At 66.0% G+C, this 15977-nt stretch carries 13 protein-coding genes and 1 tRNA gene; 9 read left to right on the top strand and 5 right to left on the bottom strand.

The features are described from left to right. Positions 1–49: 49 nt before the first annotated feature. Together BXY53_RS12380 and ccrA are read right to left on the bottom strand one after the other, a co-directional pair. A complete protein-coding gene (locus tag BXY53_RS12380; RefSeq protein WP_119062307.1) occupies positions 50–2176 on the bottom strand; it encodes a hypothetical protein in 2127 nt (708 codons plus the stop codon). 136 nt (positions 2177–2312) lie between these two features. Beyond that, a complete protein-coding gene (ccrA, locus tag BXY53_RS12385; protein ID WP_119062308.1) occupies positions 2313–3611 on the bottom strand; it encodes a crotonyl-CoA carboxylase/reductase in 1299 nt (432 codons plus the stop codon). A gap of 432 nt (positions 3612–4043) precedes the next feature. Here ccrA and BXY53_RS12390 point away from each other — a divergent pair, with 432 nt between their 5' ends. The 5 genes from BXY53_RS12390 to BXY53_RS12410 all read left to right on the top strand — a co-directional run bounded on the left by BXY53_RS12390 (position 4044) and on the right by BXY53_RS12410 (position 8134). Then, on the top strand, positions 4044–4529 hold the full coding sequence (locus BXY53_RS12390; RefSeq protein ID WP_119062309.1) for a thiosulfate oxidation carrier protein SoxY: 486 nt from the start codon (positions 4044–4046) through the stop codon (positions 4527–4529). A gap of 60 nt (positions 4530–4589) precedes the next feature. Beyond that, on the top strand, positions 4590–4892 hold the full coding sequence (soxZ, locus tag BXY53_RS12395) for a thiosulfate oxidation carrier complex protein SoxZ (protein ID WP_342634977.1): 303 nt from the start codon (positions 4590–4592) through the stop codon (positions 4890–4892). Positions 4893–4949: 57 nt separating this feature from the next. Next, positions 4950–5915 carry a class II fructose-bisphosphatase family protein gene (locus tag BXY53_RS12400; RefSeq protein ID WP_245410467.1) on the top strand — a complete coding sequence of 322 codons (966 nt, stop codon included), beginning with the start codon at positions 4950–4952 and terminating at the stop codon, positions 5913–5915. 264 nt (positions 5916–6179) lie between these two features. Further along, the gene (recJ, locus tag BXY53_RS12405; protein WP_119062311.1) at positions 6180–7997 is read left to right on the top strand and encodes a single-stranded-DNA-specific exonuclease RecJ; all 1818 of its coding nucleotides are present in this window, start codon (positions 6180–6182) and stop codon (positions 7995–7997) included. Positions 7998–8059: 62 nt separating this feature from the next. After that, a tRNA-Glu gene (locus BXY53_RS12410) sits at positions 8060–8134 on the top strand. Positions 8135–8152: 18 nt separating this feature from the next. On the opposite strand, the gene BXY53_RS12415 is transcribed toward BXY53_RS12410, so the two are convergent. The 3 genes from BXY53_RS12415 to BXY53_RS12425 all read right to left on the bottom strand — a co-directional run bounded on the left by BXY53_RS12415 (position 8153) and on the right by BXY53_RS12425 (position 13245). Beyond that, positions 8153–8656, bottom strand: coding sequence for a PAS domain-containing protein (locus tag BXY53_RS12415; protein WP_170144448.1), 504 nt, complete (start codon positions 8654–8656; stop codon positions 8153–8155). A gap of 142 nt (positions 8657–8798) precedes the next feature. Next, the gene (gene uvrC / locus BXY53_RS12420; protein WP_119062313.1) at positions 8799–10859 is read right to left on the bottom strand and encodes an excinuclease ABC subunit UvrC; all 2061 of its coding nucleotides are present in this window, start codon (positions 10857–10859) and stop codon (positions 8799–8801) included. Positions 10860–11928: 1069 nt separating this feature from the next. Continuing rightward, entirely contained in the window at positions 11929–13245 is a 1317-nt protein-coding gene (locus BXY53_RS12425; protein ID WP_119062314.1) for a porin, read from the bottom strand. 339 nt (positions 13246–13584) lie between these two features. Here BXY53_RS12425 and BXY53_RS14030 point away from each other — a divergent pair, with 339 nt between their 5' ends. The 4 genes from BXY53_RS14030 (at position 13585) to BXY53_RS12440 (ending at position 15976) form a co-directional block, all read left to right on the top strand. Continuing rightward, positions 13585–14001 carry a hypothetical protein gene (locus BXY53_RS14030; RefSeq protein ID WP_147361560.1) on the top strand — a complete coding sequence of 139 codons (417 nt, stop codon included), beginning with the start codon at positions 13585–13587 and terminating at the stop codon, positions 13999–14001. Between the two features lie 38 nt (positions 14002–14039). After that, complete coding sequence (locus BXY53_RS12430) at positions 14040–14348, top strand: GIY-YIG nuclease family protein (RefSeq protein ID WP_119062368.1); 309 nt, start codon at positions 14040–14042, stop codon at positions 14346–14348. A gap of 307 nt (positions 14349–14655) precedes the next feature. Further along, positions 14656–15360 carry a retropepsin-like aspartic protease family protein gene (locus tag BXY53_RS12435; RefSeq protein ID WP_119062315.1) on the top strand — a complete coding sequence of 235 codons (705 nt, stop codon included), beginning with the start codon at positions 14656–14658 and terminating at the stop codon, positions 15358–15360. A 52-nt stretch (positions 15361–15412) separates the two neighbouring features. Beyond that, the gene (locus tag BXY53_RS12440) at positions 15413–15976 is read left to right on the top strand and encodes a retropepsin-like aspartic protease family protein (protein WP_119062316.1); all 564 of its coding nucleotides are present in this window, start codon (positions 15413–15415) and stop codon (positions 15974–15976) included. Position 15977 lies beyond the last annotated feature (1 nt).

Consider the following 15977-nt stretch of genomic DNA (forward strand, 5'->3'; position numbering starts at 1 on the left):
ACTCGCCTACGCATCAACGCGCTCACGGATCACGATCGCCGGGCGGCGATCAGGATTTCCGGCCTAGCAGCGCCTTGAAGAAGCGCGATACGGCGCCTTCGCCGCGATCCTGTTTTGGCTCGGCTCGCTGCTCCGCGGCCAGGTGTTCGGCGGCCGGCTGAGCCTCGGCCGATTGGTCCCCGGTCTGCGCCTGGTCGATGCGAACGCCGGAAAGGTCCGAGACTGGCGGGGCCACGGGCTCTGCTGCGACACGCGTTTCCGAAGCCTCGGATTCCGGCTGCGACCGCCCTTCGGTCGCGGGCTCGCCCGGCGCCTGTTCCGGCTCTTCCGGCGCGGAAGTCATGACTCGTTCTTCGACCCCTTGCGCAGCCTCTTCGGCCTGCGCACGCGCCTGTTCGGCCGTCTCTCCGGCTGCGCCAGACGCCTGCGCCGCACTTTCTTCGACGGACTGCGCCCAAGTTTCTGCGGTTTCGCCCGACTTCTCGGCAATCGACTGGCTAATCTCGCTTACGCTCTCGCCCGCCTGCTGCGCAGTTTCGGCGGCGTGCTCCTCTGCGCTCTGCGCCCAGCGCTGCGCAGTTTCGGCAGCTTCCTCCGCCCGTTCCTGCGCCGCTCCGGCTGTCTGCGCGCCCTGTTCCTCAAGGGACTGCGCCCAGCTTTCAGCGGTTTCTCCGGATTTCTCCGCGACCGTCTGCGCGAAATCGCTCACGCTTTCGCCGGCCTGTTGGGCCGTTTCGGACGCCTGTTCCTCGGCGCTCTGTGCCCAACCCTTGGCGGCCTCCGCTGCGTCTCGCGCCGTCTCCTCAGCCGCGCTGGCCGTTTCAGATGCTTGCTCCTCGACCGTCTGCGCCCAGCTTTCCGCGGTTTCGGCAGACTTCTGCCCGACGGACTGCGCAAAATCGCTCACGGCCTCGCCCGCTTGCTGGGCGGTTTCGGACGCCTGTTGCTCGGCGCCCTCGGCCCAGCGCTGTGCTGTCTCGCTCGCCTGTTCCGCCGTCTCGGCAGCGGCCTCGCTTGCCTCCGCGCCGCGCTGCTCAACCGACGCAGCCCAGCTTTGCGCGGTCTCCCGGGCTTGTTCGCCCACGGACTGTGCGAACGCCTGTGCGCTCTCCCCGGCCTCGCGGGCGCTCTCCGCAGCGGTACCGGCGGCCTGGGAGGCTTCCTGTTCCATCTTCTGCGCCCAGCTCTGAGCGGTTTCACTCGTGCGCTCGGCGACCGAATGCGCGAACTGCTGCACGCTCTCGCTGGCGTGCCGCGCGGTGTCCGCGGCGCGCTGGGCCACCTCCGGCGCGCGCTCCTCCACGGTGTGGGCCCAGCTTTGCGCCGTCTCACCGGCCTTTTCCGCGACCGTGTGCGCAAACTGCGAGACGGTTTCGCTGGCCTCGCGGGCCCGCTCTCCGGCCGCCTGCGCGACGCCGGGTGCCCGCTCCTCGACATTCTGCGCCCAGCTTTGAGCAGTCTCTCCAGCCTTGGCCGCGACGGATTGGGCAAACGACTGCACGCTCTCGCCCGCCTGCCGCGCCCGTTCTGCCGCGCTGCTCACGACCTCGGAAGCCCGGCCTTCCAGTGACTGCGCCCAGCTCTGTGCCGTTTCGCCCGACTTCTCGGCGACCGACTGCGCGAACTGCTGGATGGTCATGCCAGCTTCGCGGGCCACGGCGCCCGCAGCCATGGCCGTCGCGGTGGCCTTCATGTAGAACTCGTTTCCGGTCAACGCCTCGCTGGCACGCTCACCGGCCTCTTCGCCGGCGGGCGCAGCCGCCTCGGTTGCTGACGTAGCAGCGGCTTCCGGCGCTGCGCCTGTCTCGGCCTGCGAAAGCGCCGCCTGGCTCGCCTGCATGTAATAGGCATTGCCGGTGAGCTCACCCTCTGGCTGGGCGGACGCATCGGCTTGCCCTGTGCCAAGCGCGGCGGGCGTCCCCGCCTCTTCAACGCTGCGCGGCGGCAATTCGAGATCATGGCGCGCGCGGATGCCGTCCATCTCGAACACCACGGCGCGCAAGAACTCTTCGCTCGCCTCGCCCGACGCCTTGGCCTGGCGGACCTCTGCGGCAAGCTCTTCCAGCCGACTGACGGCCTTGAAGTAATCGTTGCCGGACAGCTTATGCTCGGCCTGGGCGCGCACCGCGCTCAGCTCATCAAGCACGACGTCCACATCGCTTGGAAATACGTTCATCTCGCAGGCCCCATACGTTCGGATGTCTCTCTCGTCTGCATCGCGGCGTGCGCGGCCGCGATCATAGTCAAGCGTCCCGGCGTGTCGACACTTCCCACGCTTTCACGAGTACCCGCGCGCATGCGGCCTTGTCGTTCTAGCCGTAACGCGCGCGCGATACTTCCACGGCATCTTCAAAGGTGCGCAGACCGCCATGCGGCGCATTCACCAGCACAGCCATGTTACCCGGACGATGCTCGTTCCGCCACATACGCATATGCGCCTTTGGTATGTCATGCCACGGGAACACCTCCGACATGCAGGGGTCAATGCGCCGCTCCAGCACGAGCTTGTTCGCCTGCGAGGCCTGCATCAGATTGGCGAAGTGCGAGCCCTGCACGCGCTTCTGATGCATCCAGAGATACCGGGCGTCCAGCGTGAGCTTGTAGCCGGTCGTACCTGCGCAGATCACGACCATGCCGCCACGCTTGACCACGAAAACCGAGACCGGGAAGGTCGCCTCGCCGGGGTGCTCGAACACGAAGTCGACATTCACACCCTTGCCAGTGATGTCCCAGATCGCCTTGCCGAACTTGCGGACTTCCTGCAGCCAGGTCTTGTATTCCTCGGTTCCGACGCTGGGCATCTCGCCCCAGCAGTTGAAGTCGCGGCGATTCAGCACGCCCTTGGCGCCCAGTGACTGGACAAACTCCCGCTTGTCCTCATCCGAGATCACGCCAATAGCGTTGGCGCCCGAGGTCGCGCATAGCTGTACCGCCATCGAGCCGATACCGCCGCTGGCGCCCCAGACGAGCACGTTATGGCCAGGACGCAGCACATGCGGGCGGTGGCCGAACAGCATACGGTAGGATGTGGCCAGAGTGAGCGTGTAGCAGGCCGACTCCTCCCATGTCAGATGCTTCGGACGCGGCATGAGCTGACGATCCTGCACGCGCGTGAACTGACCGAAGGAGCCATCGGGCGTCTCATAGCCCCAGTTGCGCTGGCTGGGCGACAGCATCGGGTCGCCGCCGTTGCATTCCTCATCGTCGCCGTCGTCCTGGTTGCAGTGGATGACGACCTCGTCACCAACCTTCCAGCGCTTAACCTTCGAGCCGACGGCCCAGACCACGCCCGCGGCGTCGGAGCCGGCAACCTGGTAGGGGTTCTTGTGAATGTCGAGCGTTGATACCGGCTGCCCGAGACAGGCCCAAACACCATTGTAGTTCACGCCCGCCGCCATCACGAGGACCAGTACCTCGTGGCTGTCGAGTTCCCACGTCGGAACGACCTCCATCTGCATTGCCTGATCGGGCGGGCCGTGCCGCTCCTTGCGGATCACCCACGCATACATCGACTTCGGTACATGCCCGAGCGGCGGGATCTCGCCGATCTCGTAGAGGTCCTTGTACTCCTGCCCGGCCGGGGCGGTATTGGCGACGGCGGGTTCGGTCATTGATGTTTCCTCCTTGGGCACTCTCGGACGAAGCCGACGGGGCGTCGGGCCTGTGGTGTAAAATGCCTATTCCACAAGCTTACTGATCGTTGGCCAATCATGCATCGATTTCAAGGATTTTTTGCGTTGCAGCAATGGGGCGTCGGAGACCGTCAGCACCACGGCCACATGCTGTTGCGGGTCTGCATCCTCAATCAATTGAGGTTTGCAAAAATTGCGCCAATGTCACCCCAGTATATACCGCTTGGGAAAAATGTCGCGGGCCAAGCAATTTCCTTGCTTTTCGCAGTGGCACAAAATTTCGACGCAATCGCGATACAAGTGAGGCTGTGATAGAATACAGTTCGGGCATGACAGCAGGCCGTCGCCGCCAGTTTCCGCCCGAGATTTGTGCATGACCCGCGCTCTCAGGCGCAGCGTTTTGAGACAGTGATGAACAAAACACCCAAGTCATTGATGCAGCTCAGCCGCCGGCAATTCACTGCTCTGACGGCGACCACGCTTGCCGCGTTCGGACTCGGCTATCGGCCGATTCGCGCGACAGAAAGCGAGACGCCGGCCGACTGGCAGGCGCATCTCGATTCCATCCTCAAGGGGAAAGAGCCGGTAGAGGACAAGGTCACGCTCGACCTGCCGGAAGTGTCGGAAAACGGCAACCTGGTCCCATTCACGGTCGCGGTCGATCACCAGATGACCGATACCGACTTCATCCAGGCCATCCACGTCATCGCGACCGACAATGACGCACCGCCGGTCGCCTCGTTCTACTTCACGCCGGCCTCCAGCATCGCCCGGGCTTCGAGCCGGATGCGCCTGTTGCGCACCCAGGAGATCGTGGCGCTGGCCCACACCAATGGCGGGGAGTTCTATATTGGCCGCCGGCGCATCGAAGTTCTCGTCGGCTGCTGCGGCGAGTAAGCCGATCCGCACAAACGAACACGGTTGAAAATGACATTTCCCGCAGAACCGCAGATCAAGATGCCGGAAACAGTGGCCGCCGGCGAAACCATCGAGATCCAGACGATCATCGCCCACCCGATGGAAAGCGGTCAGCGCGCCGACGAGCGCACCGGCGAACTGATCCCGCGGAACATCATCGAAGAGTTCACGGCTCGCTTTAACGGCAAGGAAGTGTTCCGCGCAAAACTTTATCCGGCCATTTCCGCGAATCCCTACATCGCCTTTCCGGTGCGGGTTGAAGAGTCCGGCGAATTCGCGTTCACTTGGCGCGACGGAAACGGAAAGACCTGGCAAGTCACGCGGTCCATCACCGTGGCGTAACGGGCCGCATCCGGGTCGTGCCAAACGGGCGCGTATCGCGCCGGAAGGGGGCCGCGCGTGACGGATTCCGAATACATGCTGCCTGACGGGCTGCTGCTCTCCGCGCTGCAGATGACCGAGGCGACGGCCATCGCGGCGGCAGCACATCGCGGTCGGGGTGACGAGCCGGCAGCCATGGCTGCAGCGGCACAGATGCTTCTGGCCGAGCTGGACCGTCTGGAGGCGGACGGCCGCATCATGGTCGGCGACAGCGAAATGGAAGACGAGCGGCTGATGGTCGGCACGCGGGTGGGGACAGGTGGGCCGCGCATCGACCTGGCAGTCAGCCCCCTGGAAGGCGCGACGCTCTGCGCCAAGGCCTTGCCGAACGCCCTGTCCGCCGTGGTCATGGGCCTGCCCGACAGTCTGCTGAGCGTGCCGGACGTCTACATGGAAAAGATCGCCATCGGGCCTGGCTACCCGGAGGGCCTCGTCGATCTCGACATGTCGCCCGCCGATAATCTGCAAGCGCTGGCCGAGGCGAAAGGCGTTCAGCCCAAGGACATCACTGTGTGCGTGCTGGACCGCCCGCGTCACGGCAACCTGATCGCCGCGTTGCGCGAAACCGGCGCCGCCGTGCGGCTCATAAGCGATGGCGATATCGCCGCCGTCATCGAGACCGCCCGCGCCGACCTCACCGGCCTGGATATCTACATGGGCATGGGCGGCGCACCCGAAGGTCTCATCGCCGCGGCGGCATTACGCTGCATGGGCGGACGGATGCAGGCCCGACTGACCCCGCTCAACAACGATCAGCGTCAGCTCGTGGCCGCTAGCGGTCTCGATCCGCAGCGCAAGTATCGCGCCGACGAACTGGCGGCGGGCGACATCGTCTTCTCCGCGACCGGGATCAGTGGCGGCGCGCTATTGCGCGGCATCCTGTCCGACGCCAACGGCATTCACACTCACACGCTCGCCATGCGCAGCGCGCGTGGTTCGGTACGCTGGGTTTCCTCGCAGCACAAGCATCTTCCCGTCGCCTAGACTGCAAACCGTCACTGCGGGGGCCGAGGGGCTGACTCGTGCCGATTCGCGGCAGCTTAGCCCGCAGGTCGCCCCCGGAAACGTAAAGCCGTGGACCGCACAGGCCCGCAGCTATCCAGAAGCGGTGAGCTTGGATGCTGGATTGGGGCGCTACCGACACAAGCGCCTGACCAGGGAATGACCTTCTGCCCGTTTTCCACAGCCCGCCCCGCAATGCACAGAATCGGGTAGGCTCCACTCAGAAGTAATTGTGCGAGTGCCTGAATGGCCATTGCCCCGACCCCACCGATCAGTGACGAGCCGGAGAGCGCATTTCTGAGCATCACGAAGTCCGTGCGCGGTCTGCGCTGGATCGACCGGCTTACGCCAGATAAGAGCGCACTCGCCACGGCGATTTCCCAGCGCCACGACCTGCCCGAGCTGCTCGGGCGCGTGTTGGCGGCGCGCGGGGCGGTGCTGGAGGACATCGACACCTGGCTCAATCCGACGCTGCGCGACCTGCTGCCCGATCCCGCCTCGCTGCGCGACATGGAAACCGGCGCGGCGCGGGTGGCCGAGGCGATCCGGCGAGGCGAGGCGGTCGCGGTTTTCGGCGACTACGACGTGGATGGCGCGGCATCCTCGGCGCTGCTGGCCCGATTCCTGCGCGCGCACGGTCTGGAAGCGCGCATCTATATTCCCGACCGACTGAGCGAGGGCTACGGGCCGAATGTCGCGGCGATGGAGGCGCTCGCGCGCGAAGCGAAGCTGATCCTCACCGTCGACTGCGGAACGCTGAGCCACGAGCCAATCGCCGCGGCGGTCACGCTCGGGGCAGATGTCGTCGTTGTCGACCATCACCAGGCGGACGAAACGCTGCCCCCGGCCCACGCCGTCATCAATCCGAACCGTGAGGATGATCTGAGCGGGCAAGGCCATCTGGCCGGCGCGGGCGTCACCTTCCTGCTACTGGTTGAAACGGCACGACAGTTGCGCGCGGCCGGGCAGGACGCGGGGCCGGACCTGCGCGGGCTGCTCGATCTCGTCGCGCTGGCGACGGTCTGCGATGTCGTGCCACTCACCGGCGTGAACCGCGCGCTCGTGGCGCAGGGCCTGAAAGTCATGCGCCGCCGGCGCAATCCAGGGCTCACCGCGCTGGCCGACGCCGCCGGGCTGAACAAGCCGCCGGAGCCGTATCACCTGGGCTATCTGCTCGGCCCGCGCATCAATGCGGGCGGACGGATCGGCGATGCCGGGCTGGGCGCGCGGCTGCTGGCCAGCGACGACGCGAGCGAGGCCGCCGAGATCGCCGCGCGGCTCGACACGCTGAACGCGGAGCGCCGCGAGATGGAAGCCCGCGCGCTGGAAGAGGCGGTCGCCGCGGCCGAGGCGATGCTGGAGGCACAGCCGGACACCGCCGTTTTGCTTCTCGGCTCGGCGGACTGGCACAAGGGGCTGATCGGGCTGGTCGCCGCGCGGCTTGTCGAGCGGTTCCAGCGGCCGAGCTTCGTCTTCGCCTGGGACGATGCGGCGGGCACCGGCACAGGGTCTGGCCGATCGCTTCCTGGCGTCGACCTCGGCCGGGCGGTGCGCGCGGCGGTCTCCAATGGCTTCGCGCTGCAGGGCGGCGGCCACGAGATGGCGGCCGGCATCACCATCGCGCGCGACGGGCTTGACAGCCTGCGCGCCTTTTTCGACGACGCGCTGGGCAGCGACGCGATGCGTGCGCGCGCCGAAGCCGGCCTGAAGATCGACGGCGCGCTGTCGCCGCGCGCGGCCACCGCCGAGCTGATCGACCAGATCGAACGCGCCGGGCCGTTCGGCGCGGGCAACCCGTCGCCGCGCTTCGTCTTTCCGAGCCAGCGCCTAAGCTTCGTCAAGCAGGTTGGTGAAAACCATGTACGCTGTTCTCTGCGCGGCAGTGACGGCGGCTCCATCGGCGCGGTCGCGTTCCGCGTTGTCGGCACGCCGCTCGGCGATTACCTATTGTCGCAGCCCGATGCGCCGGTGCACATCGCCGGCCGGCTACAGCGGGATTTCTGGAACGGGCGCGAGCGCATCGAAGTGCTGATTGAGGACGCAGCGCCGGCAAAGCGCCCTTGACGCCGTGCGCCGCGGAACGTAAAGCTATGGCGGCTCGCGGGCAGCGCGGGCCGGGCTTCAAAGCCCCCTTCGTCTAATGGTTAGGACGCCAGGTTTTCAACCTGGAAACAGGGGTTCGATTCCCCTAGGGGGCGCCACCTCAATGGGCGCCAGCCTCATTCTTCCGCGACATTCTCGCTCTGCGCTTCAGACTCCAGTGCCGCGGGCATGATCCCGACATCGTGACACAGGATCTTGCTCACCCGCTCGCCGTCATCAGACAACGGCAGGCGCAGCCAGAACAGCACGACATGATCGCGCCCGGCGACCGGCCCCTTTACCGCGCCCTGCATCGGGATGCGCTCCTCCACCACGCGGCGATAGGCCGCCTGCCAATAGCGTCGTTTCGGCCCGAGGCGCAGTTCGAACACGTTCTGACCGGTCACCTCACAGCCGTAGATGTCATGAAGTCGCGTGCCGGCCAGCCGGTAGCGCAACGCGTCGAAGCGCGCGCCCACGTCGAGGATGCTGATTCCGGGGAGCAGATGGCGCATCATCGCCGGATCAAGGTCGGCGCGCGCCGGCATGGGCCGGCCGTTCGCGGCGCGTCGCCAATAATCGTAAACCTCGCGTTGCTCGCTGATGACGAGCTGCGCCCGAAAGGCAAGCTCGGACGACATGGGCCCCCTCGCATCTGGCGGCGCGCCGGCCCGCCGCTGGCCGACGTTCGCACCACGCAGAGAGTATCGGTGATTTGGCCGCCGGGGCGCAAGGCTGCCAGGGCTAAAATCGTGAGAGCGCGGAAAATGCTCAGCGGGATTTTTACTTGTCGTGGAAGTGGTTATAGATCGCCTCGGCCATCGAGCGGCTGATGCCGGGCACGGCGGCGAGGTCATCCAGCCCGGCGCGGCTCACCGCCTTGGCCGAGCCGAAATGGTTCAGGAGCGCGCGTTTGCGCGTCGGGCCGATGCCGGCGATTTCGTCAAGCGGGTTGGCCACGTTCGCGTTCTTGCGCCGGGTGCGGTGCGCGCCGATGGCGAAGCGGTGCGCTTCGTCGCGCAGGCGCTGAATGAAGTAGAGCACTGGATCGCGCGGCTCCAGGCTGAAGGGGCTGCGGCCCGGCATGAAGAAGCGCTCGCGCCCGGCGTTGCGCTCCGGCCCCTTGGCGACGGCGACGAGCGGCACATCGTTGATGCCCAGTTCGGCGAACACCTCAGAAGCTGCCGAAAGCTGACCCTGCCCGCCGTCGATCAGCACGAGGTCCGGCCAAGCGGGAAAGGCGTCGGGGTCGGCGTCGTCCGGGGCTGGATTGCTTCGGGCCTGCGGCCCTCGCAATGACGGTGTGTGGCCTACTTCCTCGTCATCGCGAGCGTCGCGAAGCGATCCAGCGGCGGGCGCGTCCGGCGCGCGGGCGGCCTCCTTCATCAGCCGGGTGAAGCGCCGGCGCAGCACCTCGCGCATCATGCCGAAATCGTCGCCCGGCGTGAGATCGGCCGCCTTGATGTTGAACTTGCGGTAGTGCGACTTCACGAAGCCCTCGCGCCCCGCGACGATCATCCCGCCGACCGCCTGGCCGCCCTGGATGTGGCTGTTGTCGTAGACCTCGATGCGGCGCGGCGCGTCCTGCAGCCCGAAGGCGTCGACCAGCCCCTCCAGCAGGCGGGCCTGGCTCGCGGATTCGGCCAGACGGCGGCCCAGCGCCTCGCGCGCGTTGCGCTGCGCGTGCTCGACGGCGGCGCGCTTTTCGCCGCGCTTGGGCGCATGGACGCGGACCTTGCGCTCGGCCTTCAGGCTCAGCGCCTCGGAGAGCAATTCGCGCTCCGGCAGGTCGTGGCTGACCAGCACGGTCGGCGGCGCGGGCTGCGCGTCGTAGAATTGCGCGATGAAGGCGCTCAGCACCTCCTCGACGGTCTGCTGCTGGTCGGCGCGCGGGAAGTTGGCGCGGTTGCCCCAGTTCTGCCCGCCGCGGAAGAAGAACACCTGCACGCAGGTCTGCCCGCCCTCCTGCGCCGCGGCGAAGATGTCGGCGTCCTCGATGCCGTCCAGGTTGATGTCCTGGCGCGCGGTGATCTGCGCCAGCGCGGCGAGCCGGTCGCGGTAGATGGCGGCGCGCTCGAAGTCGAGTTCGGCGCTGGCGGCCTCCATCTTCTGCTGAAGCTCGTCGCGCACACGGCTGCCCTCCCCGCGCAGGAAGGCGGCGGCCTCATCGGCGAGCTTGTTATAGTCGGCCAGCGAAATCTCGCCGGTACAGGGGCCGGCGCAGCGCTTGATCTGGTAGAGCAGGCAGGGGCGCGTGCGGCTTTCGTAGACCGAATCGGTGCAGGTGCGCAGCAAGAACGCGCGCTGGAGCGTGTGGATCGTGCGGTTGACCGCGCCGGCGGAGGCAAAGGGGCCGAAATAATCGCCCTTGCGCGTGCGCGCGCCGCGATGCTTGCGCAGTTGCGGGGCCTCGTGGTCGCGCGCGATCAGGATGTTGGCGAAGCTCTTGTCGTCGCGCATCAACACGTTGAAGCGCGGGCGGTGGATCTTGATGAGGTTCGCTTCGAGCAGCAGCGCCTCGGATTCGGTCGCGGTGGTGACGAACTCCATCGCGGCGGTCTGCGCGATCATGCTGGTGATGCGGTTGTTGTGCCCGCCGCCGCGCGCGTAGGAGCTGACGCGCTTTTTCAGGTTGCGCGCCTTTCCGACATAGAGCACTTCGCCGTCCGCGCCGATCATGCGGTAGACGCCGGGGCTGCCCGACAGGTGCGGGAGATAGCCGGCGATGACGTCGGGGCCGGTGGCCGGGCGCGCAGGCGCGTCCGCTGGCGGGGCGGATTGCGCGGCGGCGGGCGCGCGAAGGGTTTCGGCGCTGGGGAGCGTGGGCTTGTCGGCTTTCGGCATAACCCGGATTTAAGCGCTGGGAGGGGGCAAGCGCAATGCCACACCGGCGTCATTGCCGTCATTGCGAGGCCGTCAGGCCGAAGCAATCCAGCCGAGAGGTACGGCGCGTGAGGCTGGATCGCTTCGCTGCGCTCGCGATGACGGGGAAGTGCCAAGTCAACCGTCATTGCGAGGGCCGCAGGCCCGAAGCAAACCAGCGGCACGGTACGGCGTTCTTGGCTGGATCGCGTCGCTAGGCTCGCGATGACGGCAGAGCACACCGCGACGCCTCGTCATTGCGAAGCCCGAAGGGCTGAAGCAAACCAGCCGCACGGCAGGGCGTTCGACGCTGGATCGCGTCGTCGCTTCGCGCCGGCCTTCGGCTTCGCTTCGCTCGCGATGACGGCGTAACCGTCATTGCGAGGGCCGCAGGCCCGAAGCAAACCAGCCGCACGGCACGGCGTTCGACGCTGGATCGCTTCGCTGCGCTCGCGATGACACAATAGCACCACGCCATCGTCGCCACCGGGCTTGCCTGTCCCCGGACACCGATCCGGGGAACCCGGTGATCTACCCATCAGGGGTGGGCGCAACCTCTGGATGCCCGTGTCAAGCACGGGCATGACGGCAGAGCGCGCCTCAGCGTCCACCCCACGCTGCGCTCGCGATGACGGCGTAACCGTCATTGCGAGGGCCGCAGGCCCAAAGCAAACCAGCGGCAAGGTACGGCGTTCTTGGCTGGATCGCGTCGCTAGGCTCGCGATGACGGCAGAGCACACCGCGACGCCTCGTCATTGCGAAGCCCGAAGGGCTGAAGCAAACCAGCCGCCCGGCAAGGTGCTAGCGGCTGGATCGCGTCGTCGCTTCGCGCCGGCCTTCGGCTTCGCTGCGCTCGCGATGACGGCGTAACCGTCATTGCGAGGGCCGCAGGCCCGAAGCAAACCAGCCGCACGGCACGGCGTTCGACGCTGGATCGCCGCGCTGCGCTCGCGATGACGGCAGGCGGGCGGGCGCGGCGCGCGGTAGCGCAAAAAAAAAAGAGGCCACCCGAAGGCGGCCTCCCCTTGGATCGTTCTGCGATCAAGCCGGCTTAGAACTTGACGCGCATACCGCCCATGACGGTGGTCAGATCTTCGGCGTCACCCTCGTACTCCTGTTCCACATACTCGTCCGGGGTATCCCCGTCCAGCTCATAGTTGCGGACATGGAGGTACACGTCGGTCGCCGCAGCATCGAAGGTCTGCTCGATACCACCACCGATAACGGTAGCTTCGGCATCTCCAGTGAGGAAGCTCGGGTCGAAGACTCCGTCAGAAATGGCGACAGCACCCTCGGTCTCATGCTCACCGTACTCACCGAAGATCCGTGTGGAGCCCATGCCGGTCCAGTTCTTGTTCACACCGGCCTGCACATACCAGTGCGAGCGCTCAAGATCATCGGTGCCAGCCGCCTCATAATCCAGCTCGCTGTCATGCGCGCTGAACATTGCGAAGATGCCGGTCGGCACGTGCATCGCCGACACAGAGCCGACAACCCACTCGAGCTCGTCGTCAGAGCCCTCCAAACCGGTACCAGCACCTGGACCTTCCGTCTTCAAGTCAGGATCACTCAGGCCGTAACCGACTGCCGCAGCAACACGAACCGAGTTCCACTCCTTGCTAAAACGCAGCGCGACCTGGGCGAGATCATCCTCGCCCCAGAAGGCCGACAAGATAAACCCGGCCAGCGACGGCGAATCATAACGGATGCCGTTGTTGCGGCCACCGTCACCGTCAAAGATGACATCGCCCCAAGTGAAGCCAGGCGTAACGTTCTCATTGTCATCGCGGATCAAAAAGCCGCCGACGCTCGTGCTGTCCGGCACGGCGAACGTGCCGCCGAGATTTACCTGGGCAACGCCGTCAAGCGCCGAAGACTGCTGCCCCAGGGTGACACGGCCGAAGGATCCGTCGAGATAGACGTTTGCCTGACGCAGAGCGATACCGTCTTTGACGCCATCGCCCTCGTGATTGAATTGACTTACGTCGGAACTGTCATTGGTCTGCAGCTCCCACTCAAGGCGATAGCCGGCTTCCACGCCCGACATCAGGGCGCCCGAGCCACGCACGCCAATACGCGTGCCGGACCCGTCACCGTCGACTTCGTAAACGTCAGAGTCGACACCGTCATCCCAGAACATCAGGGCACGATTGACCTGACCATAAAGCTGGACCGAGACCACGCGGTTGCCCTTGCGGACCGTAGTGGCCTCAAGCTCAGCAACACGCTCTTCCAGGTCGGCGCAGCAGTCACCGCCCAGGTCAGCAGCTTTCGCCGGCGTGAACGCCATCGCGCCCACGAAGAGACCGGCGGCAGCGGCCAGCGCAAAACGACTGGTCGTTTTCATAGTTCCCCCAATCATCACCATCTCCAGTTTTACCTCGGCAAAAACGCACCGAGGTGCCCAAATGCGGGAATTAACGTTCCCGCGCCGTTGTTGCCGGCCTCGCCAAGTGCTTGCGCACCCCCATCTGGCTAGCCGGACTTGATGAACGCACCGCCAAACTCTTGGATGACCCCCATCCGTTCGCCGGAGCGGTTCAGTGCTTGGCTTGCTGCCCAAGGCGGTGATCAAGCCGCCGTTTGCTGAGCAGCGCACCAAACGTGCATCTCACTGTTAGTCCAATCGCCGTGGGGGGTAAACAGCAACCCAACACGCTGTGTGGAATCCGAGCGACCTTGTTGCTTTTGCGCCACTTGGGGGTTGGTGGCGGCGCAGGTTGGCGTCATCGCGAAGCCCCGCCCGCCACGTCATGGCGAGGGCCGCAGGCCCGAAGCCATCCAGCGGTTGGCATTGGCGTTTGCGGCTGGATTGCGTCGTCGCTCCGCGCCGGCCTTCGGCTCCACTTCGTTCGCAATGACGCCGGGCGGCGCCAAGGACAACCGTCATCGCGAGGGCTGCAAGCCCGAAGCGATCCAGCGGCGAGCGTTAGCGTTCTTGGCTGGATTGCTTCGCTTCGCTCGCAATGACATGGGGAGGTGGATTCGTAATGCCGACGAGCGGCGCCATAACAACCGTCATGGCGAGGGCCGCAGGCCCGAAGCCATCCAGCGGTTGGCATTGGCGTTTGCGGCTGGATTGCGTCACTTCGTTCGCAATGACAGAACGAGACGCGCGCAATGACAACAATGTTGCCGCGCGTCTGGACGGGAGCCAACGTCATGAAGCCAATACACAACGACAGGCAAGCAGCGGTCTACATCCTTGCCAACAGGCGCGACGGGACGCTTTACACCGGGGTCACATCCAACCTCGTCAAGCGAATCCACGAGCACAAGACAGGTGTATCAGAGGGCTTCGCCGCAAGATACGGCTGCGATCGGCTCGTGCACTTCGAGCTGTTCGACCACATCGCCGATGCCATCGCCCGCGAGAAGCAAATCAAGGCCGGCTCGCGCGCGAAGAAAATTGCCCTGATCGAGGCGCACAATCCTGGTTGGGCCGACCTCTATCCAGAGATCATCGCGTGACACCGACGTCATCGCGAAGCCCGATGGCCCGAAGCGATCCAGCGGTTAGCATTGGCGTTTGCGGCTGGATTGCGTCACTTCGTTCGCAATGACGCCGGGCGGCACCAGGGACAACCGTCATCGCGAGGCCGCTAGGCCGAAGCGATCCAGCCGCGAGGACAACGTTTCGGGCTGGATTGCGTCGCTGCGCTCGCAATGACGCCGGGCCGCGCCCCTCGCCAAACTTGCGCGCGCGCACTATCCTTTAAGGCATTAACGCTATCGTGCGCGCGTGCGTGACGCGCGGCAAATGTGAGGAGGGCAAAGCGTGGCGGTGTGGATCGCCCTGGGTGTGTTATGCGCGGCGGCGGTCGCGCTGATCGTGTCGCATGACGCGGGCACCATCGCGGGGTTCAGCAACGAGGCGTTCGCGCGGCTGGTGGCGGGGCTGGCGCTGGTGGTGTTCCTCGGCAGCGCGCTGCTGGGCGCGTATCGCGGGCGAATCGGCACCGCGGCGCGGGACATCGCGGCGTGGCTGCTGCTGATGCTGTTCCTGGTCGGCGTGTACGCCTACCGCGCCGAGCTGCTGGTGGTGGCCGAGCGGGTGGCGGGCGAGCTTTTGCCGCGCGGCTCGCAGGTGGCGGTGTCCAGCGTGGGCGAGACGCAGGCCGTGCGCGTGCGCCGCGGCTGGGACGGGCATTTCACCGCGCGGGTCTCGGTCAAGGGCGCCGAGATCGACATGATCGTTGACACGGGCGCGTCCGCGCTGGTGCTGCGGGCCGAGGATGCGCGCCGCGCCGGGATCGATCTGTCCGGCATCTCTTATAATGTGCCGGTGCAGACGGCGAATGGCCGCTCCTACGCCGCAAGGCTGCGGCTGAACGAGGTGGCGGTCGGCCCGGTCGTGCGGCGCAATGTCGAGGCGCTGGTCACGCGGCCCGGTTCGCTTTCAAAAAGCCTTCTTGGTATGAGTTTCTTAAGCCGTTTGCGTTCCTATGAGTTCTCCGGAGACGTCCTGACGCTGCGGGGGTAACAGCGGCAGGCGTTTCGATTCGGGTGCAGGAGTACGAGGGGACACAAGGGCCATGAGGCGCTTTCCCGGCGCGTGCAGTGTCGCGCCCGCGCTTGCGGGGATTTTCGCGGCGCTGGCGAGTTATCATTATTTCGAGCCGGCGCATCAGAATTTGTCGGTTGCGCAGGTTCGGCCGGATCCGACATGGCAAGCCGAAGTCGTGCGCGCGGAGAGCGATGAGTCGCAGGCTTCGGACTCGCAGCCGGACCGCAGCGTGACCCTCAAGGCGAACGCGCTCGGGCATTTCAGCGTCACCGCGGATATCAACGGCATGCCGGTGGAGATGATGACCGACACCGGCGCGACCTATGTGGCGCTGACCTTCAAGACCGCGTTGAGCTTGGGGCTCCAGCCGTCCGAGCTGCCTTTCATCAAGAAGACGGAAACGGCCAACGGGACAACGGCGGTGGCGCCCGTCGTGCTCGACGAGGTGCGAATCGGCGAGATCGTCGTGCGCCATGTCGACGCCGTGGTGACAGCACCGGGGCGGCTCCGGCAAAATCTGCTTGGCATGAGTTTCATCAATCGGCTAAGCCGATTCGAGATGAGCGGGCAGCAACTGACACTCACGCAATAGC

Origin of the sequence: Dichotomicrobium thermohalophilum, from assembly GCF_003550175.1 — a bacterium.
Taxonomy (GTDB): Bacteria; Pseudomonadota; Alphaproteobacteria; order Rhizobiales; family Rhodomicrobiaceae; genus Dichotomicrobium; species Dichotomicrobium thermohalophilum.

Coding starts and splice junctions, on each gene's coding strand:
- BXY53_RS12430 (WP_119062368.1), top strand. CDS start 14,040: ATGAAGCCAATACACAACGACAGGCAAGCAGCGGTCTACATCCTTGCC.
- uvrC (WP_119062313.1), bottom strand. CDS start 10,859: ATGCCGAAAGCCGACAAGCCCACGCTCCCCAGCGCCGAAACCCTTCGC.
- recJ (WP_119062311.1), top strand. CDS start 6,180: ATGGCCATTGCCCCGACCCCACCGATCAGTGACGAGCCGGAGAGCGCA.
- BXY53_RS12425 (WP_119062314.1), bottom strand. CDS start 13,245: ATGGTGATGATTGGGGGAACTATGAAAACGACCAGTCGTTTTGCGCTG.
- BXY53_RS12415 (WP_170144448.1), bottom strand. CDS start 8,656: ATGTCGTCCGAGCTTGCCTTTCGGGCGCAGCTCGTCATCAGCGAGCAA.
- soxZ (WP_342634977.1), top strand. CDS start 4,590: ATGCCGGAAACAGTGGCCGCCGGCGAAACCATCGAGATCCAGACGATC.
- ccrA (WP_119062308.1), bottom strand. CDS start 3,611: ATGACCGAACCCGCCGTCGCCAATACCGCCCCGGCCGGGCAGGAGTAC.
- BXY53_RS12440 (WP_119062316.1), top strand. CDS start 15,413: ATGAGGCGCTTTCCCGGCGCGTGCAGTGTCGCGCCCGCGCTTGCGGGG.
- BXY53_RS12380 (WP_119062307.1), bottom strand. CDS start 2,176: ATGAACGTATTTCCAAGCGATGTGGACGTCGTGCTTGATGAGCTGAGC.
- BXY53_RS12390 (WP_119062309.1), top strand. CDS start 4,044: ATGAACAAAACACCCAAGTCATTGATGCAGCTCAGCCGCCGGCAATTC.